Source organism: Gilliamella sp. ESL0443, from assembly GCF_019469165.1.
GTDB lineage: Bacteria > Pseudomonadota > Gammaproteobacteria > Enterobacterales > Orbaceae > Gilliamella > Gilliamella apicola_E.
Genome location: NZ_CP048263.1, coordinates 857,371 through 878,487, shown reverse-complemented (window position 1 = coordinate 878,487; position 21,117 = coordinate 857,371). Strand labels below are relative to the sequence as shown.

Here is a 21,117-nt window from a genome sequence, read left to right as displayed (position 1 = left end):
GATATATTCATGCAAAAATTTTTGGAAAAATTGAAAAATCAAATAAACGAGCTTGAACAGCAGTTGAACTTATCCGAACAACAAAGCTATCAAGAGCATTATTTTGATGAGCATCTGTTTAACACCAGTAAAATTGAAACCGACAATCAATTCTATTTAGATAAAGTAAAGCAAACCTATCTAGCACTTTGTGATGCAGTACTTTCGGAAAAACGCACACAAATCGAATTTTTATCAGAAAGACTTATAAACCAAATTACCGCCCTAACACGTGAGCTTGCCACAGTACATTTACGTAAACAAACTACTGGCCATATTATTACAGAAACATTAGCTGAAAAACATTCAAGACATTTAGATTATTTGCGACGATTACAAGAGATGAAATATGAGCTCGAACTCTCTTTAGAGTCAATAGAACACACCAAAATCGCTGCCCTTGATAATCGAATATACCGCTGCGAACAAGCTATTAAAAGAATTGAATTAGACATGGAAAATAGTTTCATTGAATAATGGTTTCATAGATAATCATAAATTTCTGAATATTTGATGATCAACGATTACCTAACTTAAAATAATGTCTTAACAAAACACGCCTGAATATAGCGTATATGTAAATTCACATTTCAATACTATAGTAAGATCCCAGCACTAAAAAGGATACCAGCTAGTCAAAATAAAGACCCTTATATCAAAAATGCATATGAATATAATTAATAATTAGTATCATCTTTTCAGTTCAATCTATAATATAGTCATCAACATTAATTAATTACTTGCCACCACTTTTGAATCTAAGAATAAACTAATAAGGACTTTTTCCATGAGTAAGATATTTGATGATAACTCACAAACCATCGGCCATACTCCCCTAGTTCGATTAAAACATTTTGGGAATGGTAATATATTAGCTAAAGTCGAATCTCGTAATCCAAGTTTCAGCGTCAAATGCCGAATTGCATCAAATATGATTTGGGATGCAGAAAAACGTGGTTTACTTAACCCTGACGTCGAACTTATAGAGCCAACTAGTGGTAATACTGGTATCGCATTAGCTGCTGTTGCCGCTGCTCGTGGTTATAAATTAACCTTAACCATGCCAGAAAGCATGAGTATTGAACGCCGAAAACTTCTAAAAGCGTTAGGTGCAAACCTTGTATTAACTGAAGCTGCCAAGGGAATGAAAGGTGCGATTGAAAAAGCAGAAGAAATCGTTGCTAGTAATCCAAAACACAATATTATGCTCCAACAATTTAGCAATCCCGCCAATCCAGAAATTCATGAAAAAACCACAGGACCAGAAATTTGGCTTGATACAGATGGAAAAATCGACATTTTCGTTGCAGGTGTGGGAACAGGTGGAACCTTTACTGGTGTAACAAAATACATCAAAAAAGTTCAAGGAAAAAACATTACGGCTGTCGCAGTTGAGCCAACTACCTCACCTGTAATTACACAAGCACTTGCCGGCGAACCCATCAAACCTGGCCCACACAAAATACAAGGTATCGGAGCTGGATTTATTCCTGGTAACTTAGATTTGAGTTTGATTGATTTGGTCGAAAAAGTATCTAACGAAGAAGCAATCGAAACAGCACGCATTATAATGGAAAAAGAAGGTATTTTAGCAGGAATTTCATCCGGTGCTGCAGTATTTGCAGCTGATCGTTTGGCTCGATTACCAGAAAATGCGAATAAAACCATCGTGGTAATATTACCCTCTTCAGGTGAACGTTACCTTAGTACTGATTTATTTAGTGGTATTTTCACTGAAAAAGAACTTGGTTAATTATCCTATAAACGCAAAACACCGCCTGTTGGCGGTGTTGGATTAAAAATCGGATAAATCAAATTAGAATAAATCAAATTAATCATCTTGAACAATACCAAAATGTCGATAAGCATGAGGTGTTGCAATTCGTCCTCTTGGTGTTCTTTGGATATAACCTTGCTGAATCAAAAACGGCTCTAACACATCTTCAATCGTTTCACGTTCCTCACCAATTGCTGCAGCTATATTATCTAATCCTACTGGACCACCCATGAATTTTTCGATGATGGCAAGAAGTAACTTACGATCCATATAGTCAAAGCCTTCATTATCCACATCTAACATATCTAAAGCTTGAGTAGCAATACGCTCATCAATAACACCTTTGGATTTAACATCCGCATAATCTCTCACACGTCGCAATAAACGATTAGCAATACGAGGCGTTCCGCGTGAGCGTTTAGCTATTAAAAATGCACCCTCTTTGGAAAGATCTAAACCTAAAAACTTAGCACTACGGCTAACGATATACTCCAAATCCTCCACGCGGTAAAACTCAAGGCGTTGCACAATCCCAAAACGATCGCGTAATGGCGATGTTAACGAACCCGCTCGAGTAGTGGCGCCAATAAGTGTAAAGGGCGGAAGATCGATTTTAATTGAACGTGCGGCTGGACCTTCACCAATCATAATATCGAGCTGATAATCTTCCATAGCAGGATATAATATTTCTTCAACGACAGGAGATAATCGATGGATTTCATCAATAAACAGCACATCATTAGGCTCGAGATTGGTTAACATTGCAGCCAGATCACCTGCTTTTTCCAACACTGGGCCAGAGGTAGTGCGCAAATTAACATTCATTTCATTAGCAACAATATTAGCTAAAGTGGTTTTACCAAGACCTGGAGGACCAAAAATTAAAACATGATCAAGCGCATCACTACGCTGCTTGGCTGCCTGAATAAAGATTTTCATCTGCTCTCGCACTTGAGGTTGACCAATATACTCATCCAAATATTTAGGACGAATAGCCCGATCTAACGACTCTTCTTCTTTTTGAGCCTGTGGCGCAATTAAACGATCCGCTTCAATCATCATCGTTCCCTATTTTCTTTATAATGCTGACTTTAATGCTTCACGTATTAGCATTTCACAATCCATGTCTGGCTTAATGACTTTACTAATAATACGACTTGCTTCTTGTGGTTTATAACCCAAAGCGATAAGTGCCGAAACGGCTTCACCTTCAATCTGACTTGAGGATTTTTTAAGACTTCCAGTCTCAACAGTTACGTTTACATTAGCTAACTCGTCACCAAACCGTTTAACTCGATCCTTCATTTCGACAATCAATCGTTCAGCCGTTTTTGTGCCCACGCCAGGTAATTTAACTAACGTCTTGATTTCACCTTGCTCAACTGCACTAATAAATTGCCCTGCTGACATTCCTGATAAAATTGCTAACGCTAATTTGGGACCAACACCATTCACTTTAATCAACTCACGAAACAATTCACGCTCTTGTTCATGATTAAAGCCATACAGCACTTGAGCATCTTCACGAACGGCAAAATGAGTTAACACAATCACTTCTTTACCATTATCAGGTAATTCATAAAAACAGGTCATTGGCATAAACACTTCATAGCCAACACCACCAACTTCAATTAGCACTTTGGGTGGTTGCTTTTCAATAATGATTCCACGTAAACGACCTATCACAATATATCCTTAATAAATAATGTCAATTAAACAACGTTGATCAATCAGTATTAAACAAAAACTCTCGTTCAACATCAGCCTAATTATTATGATCAAAATTGAATGTGAATTAAAAAAACAATTGTGAGTTAGTTTACCTGATAGGAGAAAATTAATAAAGACAAACTGTATAAATAAACAGTCAGTAGACAAAAATATTGCTGACAAAAGTCAGCAATATCAGAAAAATAGAGTTAAAGATTCAAATTAGAATGGCATTTTAAAACCAGGTGGTAATTGCATTCCACCAGTAACTTGAGCCATACGCTCTTTTTGAGCTTCTTCCAAACGGCGAGTAGCATCATTATAGGCTGCAGCGATAAGATCTTCTAACATCTCCTTATCATCTTCGGTTAATAAAGACGGATCGATATCAACGCGTTTACAACTATGTGCACCATTTACAGTAACTTTAACGATACCCGCGCCAGACTCTCCAGTAACCTCTAATTTAGCAATCTCTTCCTGAGCTTGCTGCATTTTTGCTTGCATTTGTTGGGCTTGTTTCATCAAATTGCCCAAACCACCTTTTCCACCTGGAAACATAATTATTCCTCATTAAAAACATTTAGTCTGTAATTATACAGGACGAATACTCGATTCATCAATCTTGGCATCAAAATATTGACAAATCGTCTCAACTTTAGGATCTTGATGTATCGTTTGTTTAGCTTGTTCAAGCTTCTGCTGATATAAATCTTCACGTAATTCTAATGGCGTTTTTATATCCTTACTATCATCAATCACAACCTCTACATTAAGAGTTTTTTGACGATAAGCTGACATCGCAGTTCGTAGCTTAATACAATTTGCCGACGACTTAGTTAAATGCTCAACAGCCGAACGCGTATGCAAAATTACACTATTATCATCGACTATTTCAGGATACGAATTAACTACAATCTGTTTAATTAACGGTGCAATCTCCAATTTTTCAATTTCCGCACTCCAAGCATCTTTTTCGACCATCTCTTCAATCAATTTTTTTGTCATCTCTGGAGTTTTATCAACCTTAAGTGACTCCCTAACTGACTTCGCATCAATCACCGGCTCATTCTTAGACTCAAACAGTCCAGTCGATTGCCATTGATAATTTTCTGCTGTAATTTCCTCTTCGTCGTCCTCTACAACCTCATCCACCACTGCACTATTAACTTCAGTCTTAGTAGCCTGTTTAACACGACTCGATTTAACTAAATCGCTTGATGGTTGATTGGCACCAACCGGTTCAGACTTTTTTGAACTTTGTTCCTCCATTAACTGCATTCGCATCTCTAAAATATTTTTAGTGATAGACGAAGCATCATCTGGAAGCGATATAGAATGGGCTGGCATCGAATTATTAGCTTGATGCACAGGAGAAACATTATTATCAGCTAATGACGATTGTGACTGTGCCGTTGATTGAACTGATGACTTAGCTGCATCCTTCTTTACTGGAATCGGTGGCACAGAAGCTGATGTTGCTGATTCAACTTTTGGCGGATTAGACTTTGGGACAGGTGGATGTCCTACAGCTGAAGGATTAGTGGTTGAAACCGGTTGAGAAATCGAATCAACATCTTTTGGCATAAAGGCTAACGCACGTAAAAAGCTCATCTCCACGCCCATTTTCTTGTCAGGTACAAGCGCGAGTTCTTTTCGACCCATCAATAAAATTTGATAAAACAATTGCACATCATTTGGCGAAATGTATTGAGCTAAAAAGCGCAATTGCTCCTCACTATCGGCATAATCACCTAAGGCTGTAGGTACTACTTGTAATAAAGCAATTTGATGCAACAAAGAAATGCTTTCAGCTAATAAATTATCCCAATCAGCTCCTTGCATTGCCGCCAATTCAATTTGTTGCATTAACGCATTACCATCGCCTTGGTAAAGTGCATTAACTAACGCAAAAGGAATAGCCTTATCTAATGTTCCAAGCATTGATGCAACTGATACAGCATCGACTTTACCATTACCTAGCGCAATAGCCTGATCGGTTAAACTTAACGCATCTCGCATACTTCCATTGGCTGCTTTGGCTAATAAATGAATAGCTTTTGGCTCACTTTCAATATGCTCTAATTGTAAAATGTGATTTAACTGATCACCAATTAAAGATGTATCAAGCACATTTAAATGCAAATGCAAACAGCGAGACAAAATAGTAATAGGTAATTTTTGAGGATCGGTTGTCGCTAACAAAAATTTAACATGTTCAGGTGGTTCTTCCAAAGTTTTTAATAATGCATTAAAACTGTTGCGAGACAACATATGCACTTCATCGATCAAGTAAACTTTAAAACGCCCTTTAGTTGGCAAGTATTGGATATTATCCAGAATTTCACGCGTATCTTCGACTTTAGTTCGTGAGGCAGCATCAATTTCTAACAAATCAACAAAACGACCTTGCTCAATCTCACGACAATTATCACAAACACCACAAGGTGTTGCAGTGATACCACTTTCACAATTCAAGCCTTTAGCTAACAAACGAGCAATCGACGTCTTTCCTACACCTCGTGTACCAGAAAACAGATAAGCATGATGCACCCGACCAAGAGAGAGGGCATTAGATAAAATTTTCAACACATGTTGTTGCCCTACTACCTCAGAAAACGACTTTGGTCGCCACTTACGTGCTAAAACTTGATAACTCATAATCACCATTACTTATTACGATTAAATTTTGCTAATCATATCATAAAGAGCCAAATTAGTCTTTAAGATGCCACTTTTCGAATTAATAATAGACCTTAATTAATTTATAAACAAATTAGATTATAAAAACGCAATTTTAAGTAAAACATATAATAATTAGCGTCATATTACAGGATTTTTTTGCTCAAAAACCCCGTTCCTCAACTTTTTTTTCAACGAATAAATTGATTTAAATTTTAACTTACAGCGTTATATATTTTTAATTACAAAGTCATTAATCTCATCCAAAAACAGATTGCCGTATTTCTCCAATTTAATTTTACCAACACCTGACACATTAATAAGTTGTGTCTTACTTTCAGGCATCGTTTGCACCATTTCAAGTAAGGTTGCATCACTAAATACAATATAAGGAGCGATATCTTCCATATCGGCAATCTCTTTACGTAATCGTCTAAGATTATTAAATAAAATTCGCTCTTCATAAGATAGAATAGTCGTTAAATTAATTGATCGAGCATAACGATTTAAACGACTCTTCTTAACAATTTCTAATCGTGGTTTTGCTAACTTTAATTGCACCTCACCTTTCAATATTGCCCGTGCGTTTTCAGTCAATTGCAAAGTATTAAAATTGGAAATATTTTGCCGCAAATAACCTAAAAAAATTAACTGCCTTATTACACTAAGCCAATAATCAGCGTTATGCTCTTTACCAATACCATAAACTGAAAGCTTATCATGTCGATTATCTTTAATTTGTGAACGCCCCGAACCACGTAAAATATCCACTATGTATTGGGCACCATAGTGCTGTTCAACCCGATAAACACAAGACAAAACTTTTTGCGCATCAATCAACGCATCATATTGCTTAGGTGGATAAAGGCAAATATCACAATTATTACAAGACTCAGTTCGATGTTCACCAAAATAATTTAACAGTACAATACGACGACACGTCATACATTGCGCAAATGACTCCATCGCCTGAATCTTATGAAGCTCCACTTGCTTCTGATCGTTATCATACTTTTCAATGATTTGCTGCTTATACCAACTTAAATCATTACTTTTAAACAATAGCATCGCTTCTGCAGGAACACCATCGCGCCCAGCACGACCTGTTTCTTGATAATAAGCCTCAATTGAACGCGGACAATCTGCATGAACAACAAACCGAACATTTGGCTTATTAATCCCCATTCCAAAAGCAACTGTTGCCACAATAATTTGTGTATTATCCTTTAAAAAACTCTCCTGAGCGCTTTGCCGTTCACTTGTAGACAATCCAGCATGATAAGCGATAGCCGAAAACCCTCTTGCCACAAGCCTTGTTGTCATGTCCTCAACTTTAGAACGGCTAGAACAATAAATAATCCCGCTATTCCCTTTTTGCGTTTCAATAAACGACACAACTTGCTCAGTAAGATTAAACTTTTCTACCACGGTATAGCGAATATTCGGCCTATCAAAACTACGAACCACAAACAACGGATCAACTAAATTGAGCTGATTAAGAATATCCCTCTGTGTCATCTCATCGGCAGTGGCTGTAAGCGCGATAATTGGTACATCAGCAAAACGTTTTGATAACTGGTTTAATTGGCGATAATCAGGTCTAAAGTCATGTCCCCATTGTGAAATACAATGCGCCTCATCGATCGCAATTAAAGAAGGAGGATGCTGATCCAGTAACGCGCCAAAAGATGATACTGTCAACCGCTCGGGGGAAATATACAACAATTTAATTGAATGGTTTAGATACTGGTTGATAACATTTTGTTGTTCGATGCCTGATTGAGTTGCATTTAAAAATGCGGCAGGAATACCATTCACCAACAATTGATCGACCTGATCTTTCATTAATGAAATAAGTGGCGAAATGACTATAGCTGTGCCTGGTAATACGACCGCTGGAATTTGATAACAAAGCGACTTACCGCCACCGGTAGGGATAACGGCCAAAACATCACGCCCGTCAATCACTGATTCAATAATATCTTTTTGTTGATTCCTAAACGACTTATAACCAAAAATATTATGTAGAACATCTTCAATTTGATCTTTAAACGACATAACAACCTGAACCAGTAATAACTTAACGACGCTGTGGAGTATAGCTAATTTAGCACCAACAAACCACCGAGAATATGCATTTACCTATAAACAATATAAAAAACAGAATCCATATCGAACTGTTAAATGAATTAGTGAAAATAAAAAGTACAAAAATGTGACAAATATCTGAATTTTCAATATTGGTTTTGCCTATTTTATCACCAATCTAGTTCAAAAGATTAAAAAAACAGCTATTTTTAATTATTTTACTTGAAACAAAACTATTTGCCCGCTAATATTTGCGTGTTTTCTAAATATACGCCCGTAGCTCAGTTGGTTAGAGCATCACCTTGACATGGTGGGGGTCAGTGGTTCGAGTCCACCCGGGCGTACCATCCTAAAGCCTTATACTAAAAGGCTTCAAAAGAATTAATTTTTTCCTCAATTTTATTAAAGGGGTAAAATCGGGGTAAAACTGGGGTAAAAGCCATACCATTTTTAGCAAATTTTTGCTATCCACATCCCTGCTTTTCACTTCAATTCACACTACAGAAAAATATTAGTTTATGATGAATAAAACTAACTAAACTTTCATAACATGATCATAATAAACTACACAAAAACAATTTACATACTAACCGACCCTGATAACTATTCAATTTAAGATTGCGACAAGGATTCGTATTTGATTTTTCCGTCATGCGATATAAACAACGACTAGTGGTGTTATTATAAAAACGATAGATTAAACAAAATCGGAATTTTTGAATCGTATCAAGCTGCTGTAGAGTATGTGAAGTTGAAAATTGATAGCGTTTAGTTATTAATTTACCAAATATGTTAAACTAGTATTATTAATTAGCCTGGATAGTTTTATGAAATATATACATATAATTAAATTTTTAATGACTCATGATTTGACGCATTTGAAAGAGTGTTGGTTAGTTGAATTAACATCTGATAAAAAAGTGTCTTTTTATCGAGTAATAAAATCGTATCTCAAAACACGATCACTACAAAAAATTTATTTATTTTGGTGGCGTCTAGCTAACGAAATGTATTTACATGGCAGTGATAAACAAAGAGACGTTGCAAAGAAAATCCAACCGAAATTGATTAGTAAATTTGGTATAGATATAATGTTTGGCGCCAGAATTGGCAAAAATTTATTATTAGTTCACCCTTATTCTATTACTATAAATAGAAATGTAACAATTGGAGATAATTTAACAATCCACCAAAATGTAACAATTGGACAAAGTCACAGTCCGATCAGAATAATAATTGGTGATAATGTTTCTATTGGTGCCAATTCAGTTATTTTGGGTGGTGAAATAAAAATAGGTAATAATGTAAAAATTGGTGCAATGTCATTTGTAAATAAAGATATTCCAGATAACTGCACTGTTTATACGCAAAAAACAAATACAATTATCCAGAATAATTAATTGTTACTGTGGGTTTGCTGGCCATTCAATATCTGGCGCAGTATTAACATCTAGTTGATTTAATTCAAAACGATATTTTTTCCAGCATTTTAATGTTTCGATTTGTTGTTCTGTTGCAATCTCTGCATCGACAGCATCTTGCAGATTATTAATTGTATTATTCGCATCATTCAGTAATTGTGATTGTTGTGATTGTGCTACTAAAATGTCATGCTGATGTTGTTTTTCTTTATCTAGCACCCATTTTTTACCATTCCAAGTATCAAATTCGCTGGACGGTTTTAATAACGTATAATCATTCGGAATATCTCCAATTTCTGTTACTGTTGATACTGCGTCGGTTTCTTTTGAGTAGATTGCCTTACCTCGATGATCTGCTGGGTATGTCCACTTATGTTGATTATTCACCAAATCAGCTTTGGATAATCAACAATTAAGCATTGATTTCCCCCAAAAAATACAATACTATTAAAGAGCATTTAACTTATTGATTTTTATTATGAGAAAGATTTTATTTACCTTAATTGCTTTACCTTTTTTAACCCTCGCTGATGATCAACTTGAGAAAAAAATTGACAGCTGTAAATCGCTGACAGACTCAACACAAAGACTCGCTTGTTATGATAAGATATTCGAGACAAAAACTGAAAGCTCGATAGATAAAAATGCCATGGGCAAATGGTTTGTCCAAGAAGGTGTATCACCAGTTGATGATAGTAAATCTGTAACCATAAGACTAAATGCTGATCGTCCAATAAATGCGCGATATGATTTAATAACACCTCATTTATATATCAGATGTAAAGAGAATAAAACTGAGTTATATGTCGATTTTGATACATTTTTAAGTTCTAATGGTTTAACGCCTGTAACACGTATTGACTCTGAAAAAGCGGTATCGAATAGAAGATGGGATATTTCAAATGATCATAAAGCAATATTCTATCCAAGCACCCGATCAAAAAAGACAAAGGATTTTATTAAGGATTTAATCGGAAAAAATAAATTATTTATTCAAGTCACACCATACGGTGAAACAACAGTAAATACAACTTTTACATTAACTGGACTTGATGAAGCAATAAAACCACTAAGGGAAACATGTGGTTGGTAATGGTTTGGAAAACTAAATTTCTCAAAATACCTTACATTACCATTAACACAAATCTCAACATTAAATGTTAAACAAAGATGAAATTGATCCGTTTCGCTTCAAGTAAAAAGATCAATTTCATCATTATGATCATAAATTTTAACTTATAAAAGATCCTTCCTAACCAACAATTGAAAGTGATATCTATTATTTTATTAAAAACTCATTCAGATAAAACAACGATCATAACCTTTTATACACTGATGACGTTATTAATTCATAGTACATTTAAATTAAATATATGAAATTTAGCTTTCGACATTTAGCATATTATACAATCTGTCATTAAGCTTTGCTGATTTGATACCTTCTATGAATTAGTCCTATCACGGTATTTTTGATGTATTATCTCAAAATATTGTCAAATAACTGCAAACAGTTCAGAAAAGTTATCTATTTGGGGTAAGTGAAGAGGTTTTTAAGATACATTTTCAATGAAAAAATCAGTTCAGATAAGGTCATACAAAGACGTGTTATTAATTTGGCATGATTAACAAATACGACCTCAGCAGGAATCGAACCTGCAACTAGCCCTTAGGAGGGGCTCGTTATATCCATTTAACTATGAGGTCATCTCGGGCGGTTATTCTAATAAATTTATCAAGATATTACTATTTAAATAATGAAAAATTTTCTATTTTGAACAAACATGATACAATCTTAACATTCGTCAATTATGATTTATAACATTATGAAAAAAAGAATAATAGGTATGATGTTCTCGGTTTTAGCACTGACAAGTTGTGCCACTTATCAAGCTGAAACCAACAGTTATAGTGACCCATTATCAGGTTTTAACAAAACCATGTTTGATGTTAACTATTATGCCCTTGATCCTTATATTTTACGCCCGGCAGCTGTGGTATGGAAAGATTATGTACCAACACCTGTACGTAAAGGCGTTGTTAATTTTTCATCTAACCTTTCTGAACCAGCATCAGTAGTCAATAGTGCACTACAAGGCGAAGGCCGTGAATCTGGTAAACATTTAGCTCGATTCTTTATCAATACCGTTTTTGGTGTGGCGGGTATATTTGATGTTGCTGGAATGGCGGATCCTCAATTACAAAAAGGCTCAAAACGTAGCTTTGGTCAGACATTAGGTCACTATGATGTACCTTATGGTCCTTATGTTGTATTACCTTTCTATGGTTCTGCGACACTTCGTCAGGAAGGTGGTGACATCGTTGACACTTTATACCCACCACTTGTTTGGTTAGATTGGGAATGGGCGTTAGTTCGTGGTGTTGTTGATGGCGTTGAAGCTCGTGCCGTAGCTATTGAGTATGAAGATCTGCTTAAAAATAGTGATGACCCTTATAACTTTATGCGTAATGCTTACTTCCAACGTAATGACTTTAATGCGTCAGGCGGTAAAGTTGATGAGAAAAAAGAGCAACAACGTCAAGAAAGTATCAACGGTATTATTGGCGATATCGACGCCCAATAGAATTTTCCCTACATTAATAAAAAACGCCGGCTTGTTCGGCGTTTTTTATTTTTGCTGCATTTCAGGTAAGTGTTGCCAAAATCGTCTTGGCATATTTTGTCGTTGTAATTTTGGGTTAATTCTTTCTTTTATCGTTAGTGCATTACAATAACGGTACCACATGGTCTGAAAAAGTTTTTCATCATCAGTTAAATAATCTTGGTTAATTTTGTTATTAATAATTAGATCATCGTTTAACGATATTTTCTCCAATTTTTCTAAATCATAAAAATAACCATACTGGCGTTTTTCATCATAAATAGCCCATTTTTGGTCGGCATAACGATCTTTAAAGAATCGTGTCGTTAATGGTAAAGCATTATAAATGGGACCAATAACCGCAAAATAGATCTTTTCATCACTTGTTGGATTTTTGATAGCATTAAATCGAACAAATTGTTGGATATGGTGTTTTTCTTTATTCACTTTTTTAGCGATATCATGAATGGCTAATACATCTGGATCGCCAAAATCAGTTTCAATTGAATAGTTAGATTTAAATACTTTGCAAATATAACGAAAAATGATTAAATCACTTTCAGGCAGCTCTGATAACCAAGTAAATAAGATCTGATTTAGTGCAATCTTAGATAACTTTTTTTGTAGCGCCGAATATACCCTTTCATACTTGCTATTACGAAATTCAACATGGTGAGAATCAGATACCAAAAGCGGTACAACATCATCATCCGACAACAAGCATTCCGGCATTTTTTTAAGTTTAAACGCATCAAAAACCGCGCATAACAATCCTTCGAAAGATTTGTCATAATAAAAAGCTAGCATAACTTACCATCCCATCACAAGCTGCTGAGGAATAGGATCTTTTTTAGCTTCAAGTAATGGCGGATCTTGCAGGTTCAGTCGAATATATTCAGCAGATGACTCGAGCAATTTATAGGTACTCATTTCATGGCAAACAATAAAAAATTGCGCACGTTTAAGCACAACGCCTATGCGTTTTAACGCTTCAATATTAAGTTTTCGATGTCGCCTTGCCATCACTATTAATTTAGCTGATTTAACACCAATGCCAGGAACTCGCAAAATTTTTCGATAACTATCACGATTGATATCTACCGGAAAAAACTGCGGATTACGAATCGCCCAAGACAATTTTGGATCGACAGTTAAATCAAGATCAGGATGTTCATCATTAACAATCTCATCAACGCTAAAATCATAAAAACGAAGTAACCAATCAGCTTGGTACAAACGATTTTCGCGAACTCGTGGAACTTCTTGCAACACCGGCAATCGCTTGTCATAACTATTGACCGGAATAAACCCCGAATAGTAAACCCGCTTCATACTTGGCCGTTTATAAAGTTTGGCAGTAAGTTGTAATATTTGATTATCGGTTTCATCTGTCGCCCCAATAATTACCTGGGTGCTCTGCCCTGATGGTACAAATTTTGGAGTAGACTTAATTTTTTTGCGATCTTCAATATTTTCCATCAAATTTTGTTGGATATGACGCATTGGTTGATAGATCGTTTGATGATCTTTATCCGGTGCAAGTAATTTTAAATTACGTTCAGTAGGAATCTCTAGATTGACACTCATTCTATCAACTAATAAACCGGCTTCTTTGATAAGCTCATTACTTGCGCCAGGAATAGCTTTCATATGGATATAACCATTAAAATGGTATTCTTGACGTAGAATTTTGACTACCCGAATCATTTTTTCCATTGTGTGATCAGCACTACGTATAATGCCAGAGCTTAAAAAAAGTCCTTCGATATAATTGCGACGGTAAAATTCAATGGTTAAATCGGCTAACTCTTTTGGAGTAAATCCAGCTCGTGGGATATCATTACTTTGGCGATTAATACAGTAAGCACAATCAAATATGCAGTAATTGGTTAGCATAATCTTTAATAACGAGACACATCGACCATCGGCGGTAAAAGAATGACAGATACCACAACGAGAGGCACTACCAATACCTTTATTTTTATTATTGCGTGAGGTACCGCTTGATGCGCACGAAATATCATATTTTGCAGATTCTGCCAATATCTCAAGCTTTGACATCATTTTGTCTTGAATCATAATTACCACCAATTACTGTATATATTTACAGAATTATAACTATTTTACTTGCATCTGCAAGTAAATTATCAGATCAAAAATAGGAAATATTTGCTCAATAAAACTGCATATAAACTCTACTTTATTAAGAGACTATAAATAAAATGTAAAAAGCGGGAGTATCATTGATTACTTATTCCACTAACCCTATCTTATTTAAAAATTGTGAAATAAAATCAATCATAGGGTATTGTTCAGCTTACAAGTGTACGCTATAATCACACCAATTTTTCATACGAAGCTGGTTAACTTAGGAGTAAAGCATTAGATGAAACGTGTAGTAATCACAGGATTAGGTATTCTTTCAAGTATTGGGAATAATACCAAAGAAGTTTTAGAATCATTGAAAGTGGGCCGAAGTGGTATTACTTTCTCTCAAGAAATGAAAGATAGCGGAATGCGCAGTCATGTATGTGGTAATGTTAAATTAGATACAACTGGGCTTATTGATCGCAAAGTTGTCCGTTTTATGAATGATGCATCTATTTATGGTTATCTGGCTCTTCAACAAGCAATCGAAGATGCAAAATTAACCCCAGAACAAGTATCTAATCCTCGTACAGGTCTAATCGCTGGTTATGGTGGCTCAACCAAAACTCAATATAATGTTGTTGCCGGCATGAAAGAAAAAGGTTTAAGAGGTGTTGGTCCTTACGCAGTAACTAAATCAATGTCATCTGCAATATCTGCATGTTTAGCCACACCATTTAAAATTAAAGGTATTAGCTACTCAATGACATCTGCTTGTGCAACATCAGTTCACTGTATTGGTCATGCAGCAGAACTTATCCAACTTGGCAAACAAGACATTGTATTTGCTGGTGGTGGAGAAGAACTTTGCTGGGAAATGTCATGTGAATTTGACGCAATGGGCGCATTATCAACCAAATACAACGACACCCCAGAAAAAGCATCACGCGCTTATGATAAAAACCGTGACGGTTTCGTTATCGCTGGCGGTGCTGGAATGGTAGTTGTTGAAGAACTTGAACACGCCCTTGCACGTGGTGCACATATCTATGGTGAACTAGTTGGTTATGGTGCAACATCTGATGGTTATGACATGGTTGCACCGTCTGGTGAAGGTGCAATGCGTTGTATGCAACTTGCTATTCAAGATCTTGACGCACCAGTTGATTATATCAACACTCACGGAACTTCAACACCAGTTGGTGACGTTAAAGAATTATGGGCAATCAAACAAGTATTTGGAGATAACATTCCAGCTATCTCTTCGACTAAATCAATGACTGGCCACTCATTGAGTGCAACCGGCGCTCAAGAATTAATCTATTCATTACTTATGCTTGAACATGGCTTTATCACACCAAGTATCAACATCGACGAACTCGCTGATGAAGCAGTTGGAATGAACATTATTACCGAGCCAACTGAACGTGAATTAACAACAGTAATGTCAAATAGCTTTGGTTTTGGTGGCACTAACGCTTCAATTGTCATGAAAAAATATAAAGCTTAAGTCTGATAGTTAATGTTTAATAAAAAACCGCACTCATTAGTGCGGTTTTTTTATAGCTTAATCAATCAAGTAGATCAATTATAATACTTTACTTAAAAATAGCTGTGTTCTTTCATTTTGAGGATGATTAAAAATTTGCTCAGGTGAGCCTTGTTCTTGAATGATGCCCTGATCGATAAAAATAACACGTGTTGACATCTCTCTAGCAAAACCCATCTCATGAGTGACAACCACCATGGTCATCCCCTCTTGAGCAAATGCCTTCATCACCGCTAAAACTTCACCGACTAACTCAGGATCTAACGCCGAAGTAGGTTCATCAAAAAGCATAACTTTCGGGTCCATCATCAATGATCTAGCAATCGCGACACGTTGTTGTTGACCACCGGATAATTGATTTGGATAAGCATCAATCTTATCAATCAAACCAACCTTAACTAATAAACCTTCAGCCTTATTGATTGCATCATTTTTTGGCATCTTCTTGACATCCATTGGTGCCAAAATTAAATTACTTTTAGAATAAACAATTCATCAAAGAAAAAATACTCAAACCAAGTTTGAGTATTTTCCCAAGATTTCTCATCATGTAGATTAACTAAATATTCATTTTTTTAATGAAAAAGGTCAATACCGCTGAGCTTATTAACGCGATCACCATAAATAAGAAGGCGTGGTTGTAGCCTCCGTTGGCGTTGTCGATAAGGAAGCCGATGATGAATGGTGATAATACGCCTGCAACTTGTCCACCAAAGTTGACAATACTTGAGGCTTTGCCCATGATTACCGGCGGAATCATATGCATTAGCATTCCCCAAAAGATAGCAAATGCGATAAACATAAAGAGTGCTGATACGCATTGGAAGACTATAGCAGCCTCAAGATTATCGACTTGGAACATTAAGAAAAGAAATATCCCAGAGATAAAAGCGGTTAAACCATATACATATTTTAATTTTTGTTCGAACTTATCAGCAAAATAACCACCGACTAAAGTCCCTAATGCACCAAATAAGAATGGGATTGCAGCTAAGATACCGGTTTTGGAGAGCGATAATCCTCTTGCCTCAAGCAAATAACTTGGTAACCAAGTGGTGAATCCCCAGAATGTGATATCAAATAAGAACCAAATTAGCGATAACTTCCAGAGTATTGGCATTTTCAATACATCTATTAACGAAGACGAGCTCTCTTCGACTGAGACATTATCGTTGATTATTTCTAATTCTTGCAGTTCATCAGCACCAATCAGACTATTTTCAGATGGATTATTGCGAATAAACTTATAGATAAAAAAGCCTAATATAAAACCAGGAATACTTAAGATGATAAATACATCGCGCCAACCTAACCATTCAATAATGGCAACTGCCACAATTACAGATATTGCTGGTCCTAATGTGTTGACGGAAGATTGAATTGCTGTTGCTCGTCCTCGTTCTTTGGCAGGAAAATAAGTGGCGATAGTTTTCCAAGACGAAGCTGGGAAACAACCTTCACCGGCACCAAACATAAAGCGAGTCAGTAACATTAATGGCAATAGATAAATTAGACCGGTAAAAAGCGTAAACATCGACCACCAAATAATGGCAAAAGCCATCACTTTACGCGGACCAAATTTATCTGATAAATAACCACCGGGAATTTGGAACAGTGCATAACCAATAAAAAATGCACTAATAATTGAACCTTGTACAGTTTTATCGATACCAAGATCATGGCCAATAAACGGCAATGAGACATTCATTACCATACGATCAAGAAACGAAAGTAACCAACCTGACCATAATAGTAATAAAATGGTATAACGCCCTTTCCATTTTTTTTGATTATACCCAGAGGTAGGAATTTTAGTATTCAATTTATTCATAAAATTTCCTTAAATAATATCATCCCAATTAACTTAAAGTTAACATTTTTGCTACTATTTTAAATTTACTCTATTTTTAGAGTAATTTGTTGACAATTTGACCAACAAATTACTTCGTTCTAAATTAAAAGCTCAAAAATCCAATGGGTATAATTCCGCTCACTTCAGTGAACTTTTATTATTATTTTATTATTAGCTGTTATAAACGTTCCAGGCAGCTTGTAAACCAGCCCCTTGTACTGTTTTAAAACCAACTCGATTTAACACAGCTTCAAACGCGGTTAATGTTTGCATGACACAAGATTTTCTAGCATTATAGCCCATAGTACCAATACGCCATACATTACCTTTAAGCGGACCGAATGAAGCACCGATTTCAATACCAAAATCATTTAACATTAAATTGCGAACTTCAAGGTCATTAATATGTTCCGGACGAACCACACCAACGACATTATTCATTTTATGATCGAGATCGCCAAACAACTCAAGTCCCATAGCTTGTAAACCAGCAACCATTGCTGCCCCATTAACGTGATGACGCTCAATCACGTTATCTAAACCTTCTTGTAACACAATTCGAGCACATTCGCGTGCAGCATAAAGCATTGAGGTCGCTTCAGTGTGGTGGTTGATACGTTCAGAACTCCAGTAACGGATAATCATATCGATATCAAAATAGTTAGAATAGATCATCTCATCTCGACCACCCGCATCATTTTCAGCACGAATACCCAGCTCAACACATTTACGAGCTTGAATAATCTCGACCATTTTTGGACTTAAAGTAAGAGGAGCAACACCTGGAGGTCCACTTAAACATTTTTGTAAACTCACTGAAACGCCATCAAGTTGCCATTTATCAACTTCAAGTGGGTTACCCACAATCGAAGCAGTTGCATCGACATAAGACAACACACCATGACGACGACAAATTTCACCAATTTTATCCAATGGTTGCAATAATGTGGTTGAAGTGTCACCTTGCACGCAAAGTAATAGTTTGGGTTTGACTTTTTTGATAGCATCTTCAATAACATTAGGATCAAAAACTTCACCCCATGGCACTTCAATAGTATGCACATCAGCACGACAACGGTGGGCAATTTCACAAAGTAATAAACCAAAACGACCAAATACGGGTACTAATACTTTGTCACCCGGTTTAATTGTTGACACAAGAACGGCTTCAATACCGGCTCTTGCAGTACCATCAATAACAAAAGTTTGTTCATTTTTGGTTTTAAAAATATCTCGATAAAGTGACATAGTCTGATTCATATAATCAGTCATAACTGGGTCAAACTGGCCAATTAAAGGTGCCGCCATCGCTCTAGTGACACGAGGATCAGCATTGATTGGACCTGGTCCCATTAATAGTCGCGTAGGCGGATTAATTTGGTCATATTTATCTAGGTCTAACATTATTTTTTCCTTTATTAATATCGAGTTAATTGTTTGAAGATTACACTAACTCATCTTCTCTTATCTATATTTTTCAAAAAATTATTGGCAATGGGATGATGAAACTTAAACAGATTAACAATTTCATTCATCACTTTGCCCATATGCGATTTTTTCCATGCTAATGACAATGGCGATGGCTTACGTTCATTAACCACTTTACAGGCAATCAATTCACCTGAATCTAAATAAGATTGGCAGATTGATTTGGGTAAAAAACCAATACCTAATCCTCTTAAATGGCAAGCCAACTTAGTGGTAATATTTGGCACAATAATCTCAGATTGACTTGGTAATAACCAAGCCACTCGTTTATTCATATGCACAGAGGTATCTTCAACATTAATTGCCGGATACTTACGTAAAGTATCATTAGATAACGCCCCATCAATTTGGGTGATCGGATGATTTTTGGCTGCCACAAACACCCAACTTACTTCACCAAGAGGTAGTATATTAATCATCGTATCAAGCGATTCAGTGCCTGTTGCGCCAATCGCTAAATGGCACTCACCATGCAATAACGAATCCCACACTCCCATATAAACTTGTCGATTTATATTGAAAGTAGTAAAAGGGAATTTTTCTTTTAAAAACGTCAACAAATCGGCTACCGCCTCAACATCATAGAGCAGATTATTGATGGTAATATTAATTTTTCGCTCAACACCATCACGAATCTGTTGTAACTCATCAGGCATGGTTGATAACCAAAGCAACCATTGGCTACATTGCTCATAAAGATGTTGCCCTGCCAGCGTTAGTGTCACAGTCCGTGTGGTTCGTTCAAAAAGTTGAGTATTAAGATCGGCTTCCAATGATTTAATACGATAACTAATCGCTGCTGGTGTTTTGTAAAGTAGCTTAGCCGCTTTTGAAAAGCTATTGCTCTCAACTACTTTAATAAAGGTCCGCATGGTTTCTGTATCTAGCACGATTTAATCCCTTAAAACAAAACGATCAATACCTAACCATATACCAAGTAAGAGATCGGATCCAGAGGTGTGACCATAATTCGATAAATTTTTTATTGATGAATGGTGATATTTATGTTGTGCAAATGAATTAATCACTTGTAGCACCAACAACGAAAATTTACCTTGAAGTGCATAAGTCAAAAAACTAGCACTAACAGTTGTGGTTAACAAATGTAATGACAAACGCTCAAAGGCGAATTTAAGCTGTCGAATTTGATTGTCAAAACGGCAATCGCTTGAGATAACCGCCAACATCCCCACGATAATATCATCAAAACTTGGCGTTAAACCCGGTCCTAAGCCAATAAACGACGTAATATCATCTGCTTTACCATTCATCAAATTAGTCATGGTATTACATAATAATTCGAGTTGATATTGACCAGATAAATTGTCACTTAATTTACCAAATAAGCCGGTAGGATTTTCTATCTCTTTCAATAGATTAGCAATTTGTGATTTATTAACTAATGAATGTTTTTTTATATTTAATTGACAAACATGCGTATCAAGTGAAATTAAAAAAATCCCAACTTGCAAATCACCCGTTGCCGATTGATAAATAGATAAATCACTACCTAACGACAAAACATAATCAAAATCAGACGATTTAAGTACTATGCCCATGGGCGACAAACCGCTGTTATAACGATGTATAGTAATTAATTGCTGATCATCATTGATTAAATTAATCGTTTGCTGATGAGTACTAAAGAGCGACAACTCACCCGCTTTTATCGGAACATCCGCACTAACTAAAAGTGGTTTGATAATATGAGATGCTTGCGACAAACCACGCTCTTGCAAATAATCAAAAGCGGGGATAGTAAGTCGCTGATTATTTAGCGACTTATTTAAGCATTCATCATCTACATACATCAAACTCATAGC

The 21,117-nt window shown here is 36.0% G+C and carries 18 protein-coding genes, 2 tRNA genes and 1 pseudogene; 7 read left to right on the top strand and 14 right to left on the bottom strand.

What is annotated here, in order from left to right; translation table 11 throughout:
* The first annotated feature begins 9 nt into the window (after positions 1–9).
* Positions 10–516 carry a primosomal replication protein PriC gene (gene priC / locus GYM76_RS03985; protein WP_220225978.1) on the top strand — a complete coding sequence of 169 codons (507 nt, stop codon included), beginning with the start codon at positions 10–12 and terminating at the stop codon, positions 514–516.
* 310 nt (positions 517–826) lie between these two features.
* On the top strand, positions 827–1,792 hold the full coding sequence (gene cysK, locus GYM76_RS03980; protein ID WP_065563046.1) for a cysteine synthase A: 966 nt from the start codon (positions 827–829) through the stop codon (positions 1,790–1,792).
* A 78-nt stretch (positions 1,793–1,870) separates the two neighbouring features.
* On the opposite strand, the gene ruvB is transcribed toward cysK, so the two are convergent.
* The 5 genes from ruvB to recQ form a co-directional block, all read right to left on the bottom strand.
* Positions 1,871–2,875 carry a Holliday junction branch migration DNA helicase RuvB gene (ruvB, locus tag GYM76_RS03975; RefSeq protein ID WP_267331857.1) on the bottom strand — a complete coding sequence of 335 codons (1,005 nt, stop codon included), beginning with the start codon at positions 2,873–2,875 and terminating at the stop codon, positions 1,871–1,873.
* Between the two features lie 18 nt (positions 2,876–2,893).
* Positions 2,894–3,502, bottom strand: a complete 609-nt coding sequence (gene ruvA, locus GYM76_RS03970) for a Holliday junction branch migration protein RuvA (protein ID WP_220225976.1) — start codon at positions 3,500–3,502, stop codon at positions 2,894–2,896.
* Positions 3,503–3,748: 246 nt separating this feature from the next.
* Positions 3,749–4,087 carry a YbaB/EbfC family nucleoid-associated protein gene (locus GYM76_RS03965; RefSeq protein WP_065563043.1) on the bottom strand — a complete coding sequence of 113 codons (339 nt, stop codon included), beginning with the start codon at positions 4,085–4,087 and terminating at the stop codon, positions 3,749–3,751.
* A gap of 33 nt (positions 4,088–4,120) precedes the next feature.
* The gene (gene dnaX, locus GYM76_RS03960) at positions 4,121–6,187 is read right to left on the bottom strand and encodes a DNA polymerase III subunit gamma/tau (RefSeq protein WP_220225975.1); all 2,067 of its coding nucleotides are present in this window, start codon (positions 6,185–6,187) and stop codon (positions 4,121–4,123) included.
* Positions 6,188–6,436: 249 nt separating this feature from the next.
* The gene (gene recQ, locus GYM76_RS03955; RefSeq protein ID WP_220225974.1) at positions 6,437–8,266 is read right to left on the bottom strand and encodes a DNA helicase RecQ; all 1,830 of its coding nucleotides are present in this window, start codon (positions 8,264–8,266) and stop codon (positions 6,437–6,439) included.
* A 300-nt stretch (positions 8,267–8,566) separates the two neighbouring features.
* On the opposite strand from recQ, the gene GYM76_RS03950 reads away from it, so the two are divergent.
* A tRNA-Val gene (locus GYM76_RS03950) sits at positions 8,567–8,643 on the top strand.
* A gap of 480 nt (positions 8,644–9,123) precedes the next feature.
* A complete protein-coding gene (locus tag GYM76_RS11030) occupies positions 9,124–9,696 on the top strand; it encodes a serine O-acetyltransferase (RefSeq protein ID WP_255561383.1) in 573 nt (190 codons plus the stop codon).
* A gap of 3 nt (positions 9,697–9,699) precedes the next feature.
* Here GYM76_RS11030 and GYM76_RS03940 read toward each other — a convergent pair whose 3' ends face one another.
* Positions 9,700–10,104 carry a tail fiber assembly protein gene (locus GYM76_RS03940; protein ID WP_220225973.1) on the bottom strand — a complete coding sequence of 135 codons (405 nt, stop codon included), beginning with the start codon at positions 10,102–10,104 and terminating at the stop codon, positions 9,700–9,702.
* Positions 10,105–10,195: 91 nt separating this feature from the next.
* Between GYM76_RS03940 and GYM76_RS03935 the strand changes: the two genes are divergently transcribed.
* Positions 10,196–10,810 carry a type VI secretion system-associated protein TagO gene (locus GYM76_RS03935; RefSeq protein ID WP_065563035.1) on the top strand — a complete coding sequence of 205 codons (615 nt, stop codon included), beginning with the start codon at positions 10,196–10,198 and terminating at the stop codon, positions 10,808–10,810.
* Between the two features lie 539 nt (positions 10,811–11,349).
* Here the strand turns inward: GYM76_RS03935 and GYM76_RS03930 are convergent.
* A tRNA-Arg gene (locus tag GYM76_RS03930) sits at positions 11,350–11,421 on the bottom strand.
* A gap of 119 nt (positions 11,422–11,540) precedes the next feature.
* Here GYM76_RS03930 and GYM76_RS03925 point away from each other — a divergent pair.
* Positions 11,541–12,299 carry an MlaA family lipoprotein gene (locus GYM76_RS03925; protein ID WP_220225972.1) on the top strand — a complete coding sequence of 253 codons (759 nt, stop codon included), beginning with the start codon at positions 11,541–11,543 and terminating at the stop codon, positions 12,297–12,299.
* A 45-nt stretch (positions 12,300–12,344) separates the two neighbouring features.
* Here the strand turns inward: GYM76_RS03925 and GYM76_RS03920 are convergent, their stop codons facing one another.
* Complete coding sequence (locus GYM76_RS03920) at positions 12,345–13,124, bottom strand: TIGR03915 family putative DNA repair protein (RefSeq protein ID WP_065562983.1); 780 nt, start codon at positions 13,122–13,124, stop codon at positions 12,345–12,347.
* Positions 13,125–13,127: 3 nt separating this feature from the next.
* Positions 13,128–14,393, bottom strand: a complete 1,266-nt coding sequence (locus tag GYM76_RS03915) for a putative DNA modification/repair radical SAM protein (protein ID WP_370632610.1) — start codon at positions 14,391–14,393, stop codon at positions 13,128–13,130.
* 310 nt (positions 14,394–14,703) lie between these two features.
* On the opposite strand from GYM76_RS03915, the gene fabB reads away from it, so the two are divergent.
* Positions 14,704–15,915, top strand: coding sequence for a beta-ketoacyl-ACP synthase I (gene fabB, locus GYM76_RS03910; RefSeq protein WP_065562982.1), 1,212 nt, complete (start codon positions 14,704–14,706; stop codon positions 15,913–15,915).
* Positions 15,916–15,993: 78 nt separating this feature from the next.
* Here fabB and GYM76_RS03905 read toward each other — a convergent pair.
* The 5 genes and pseudogenes from GYM76_RS03905 to GYM76_RS03885 all read right to left on the bottom strand — a co-directional run.
* Positions 15,994–16,428 (bottom strand): annotated as a pseudogene (locus tag GYM76_RS03905) (amino acid ABC transporter ATP-binding protein); the annotation flags it as partial.
* 85 nt (positions 16,429–16,513) lie between these two features.
* The gene (locus GYM76_RS03900; RefSeq protein WP_220225969.1) at positions 16,514–17,785 is read right to left on the bottom strand and encodes an MFS transporter; all 1,272 of its coding nucleotides are present in this window, start codon (positions 17,783–17,785) and stop codon (positions 16,514–16,516) included.
* A 192-nt stretch (positions 17,786–17,977) separates the two neighbouring features.
* The gene (locus GYM76_RS03895) at positions 17,978–19,210 is read right to left on the bottom strand and encodes an alanine--glyoxylate aminotransferase family protein (protein WP_220225968.1); all 1,233 of its coding nucleotides are present in this window, start codon (positions 19,208–19,210) and stop codon (positions 17,978–17,980) included.
* Positions 19,211–19,260: 50 nt separating this feature from the next.
* The gene (gene allS, locus GYM76_RS03890) at positions 19,261–20,184 is read right to left on the bottom strand and encodes an HTH-type transcriptional activator AllS (RefSeq protein WP_065562976.1); all 924 of its coding nucleotides are present in this window, start codon (positions 20,182–20,184) and stop codon (positions 19,261–19,263) included.
* 3 nt (positions 20,185–20,187) lie between these two features.
* Positions 20,188–21,114: a DUF2877 domain-containing protein gene (locus tag GYM76_RS03885; protein WP_220225967.1), complete on the bottom strand. Its 927-nt coding sequence runs from the start codon at positions 21,112–21,114 to the stop codon at positions 20,188–20,190.
* Between the last annotated feature and the right edge of the window lie 3 nt (positions 21,115–21,117).

Excerpts from the sequence above, each read along its gene's own strand:
- priC (WP_220225978.1), top strand. The coding sequence starts at position 10 with ATGCAAAAATTTTTGGAAAAATTGAAAAATCAAATAAACGAGCTTGAA.
- cysK (WP_065563046.1), top strand. The coding sequence starts at position 827 with ATGAGTAAGATATTTGATGATAACTCACAAACCATCGGCCATACTCCC.
- ruvB (WP_267331857.1), bottom strand. The coding sequence starts at position 2,875 with ATGATTGAAGCGGATCGTTTAATTGCGCCACAGGCTCAAAAAGAAGAA.
- GYM76_RS03965 (WP_065563043.1), bottom strand. The coding sequence starts at position 4,087 with ATGTTTCCAGGTGGAAAAGGTGGTTTGGGCAATTTGATGAAACAAGCC.
- dnaX (WP_220225975.1), bottom strand. The coding sequence starts at position 6,187 with ATGAGTTATCAAGTTTTAGCACGTAAGTGGCGACCAAAGTCGTTTTCT.
- recQ (WP_220225974.1), bottom strand. The coding sequence starts at position 8,266 with ATGTCGTTTAAAGATCAAATTGAAGATGTTCTACATAATATTTTTGGT.
- GYM76_RS11030 (WP_255561383.1), top strand. The coding sequence starts at position 9,124 with ATGAAATATATACATATAATTAAATTTTTAATGACTCATGATTTGACG.
- GYM76_RS03935 (WP_065563035.1), top strand. The coding sequence starts at position 10,196 with ATGAGAAAGATTTTATTTACCTTAATTGCTTTACCTTTTTTAACCCTC.
- GYM76_RS03925 (WP_220225972.1), top strand. The coding sequence starts at position 11,541 with ATGAAAAAAAGAATAATAGGTATGATGTTCTCGGTTTTAGCACTGACA.
- GYM76_RS03920 (WP_065562983.1), bottom strand. The coding sequence starts at position 13,124 with ATGCTAGCTTTTTATTATGACAAATCTTTCGAAGGATTGTTATGCGCG.
- fabB (WP_065562982.1), top strand. The coding sequence starts at position 14,704 with ATGAAACGTGTAGTAATCACAGGATTAGGTATTCTTTCAAGTATTGGG.
- GYM76_RS03900 (WP_220225969.1), bottom strand. The coding sequence starts at position 17,785 with ATGAATAAATTGAATACTAAAATTCCTACCTCTGGGTATAATCAAAAA.
- GYM76_RS03895 (WP_220225968.1), bottom strand. The coding sequence starts at position 19,210 with ATGTTAGACCTAGATAAATATGACCAAATTAATCCGCCTACGCGACTA.
- GYM76_RS03885 (WP_220225967.1), bottom strand. The coding sequence starts at position 21,114 with ATGAGTTTGATGTATGTAGATGATGAATGCTTAAATAAGTCGCTAAAT.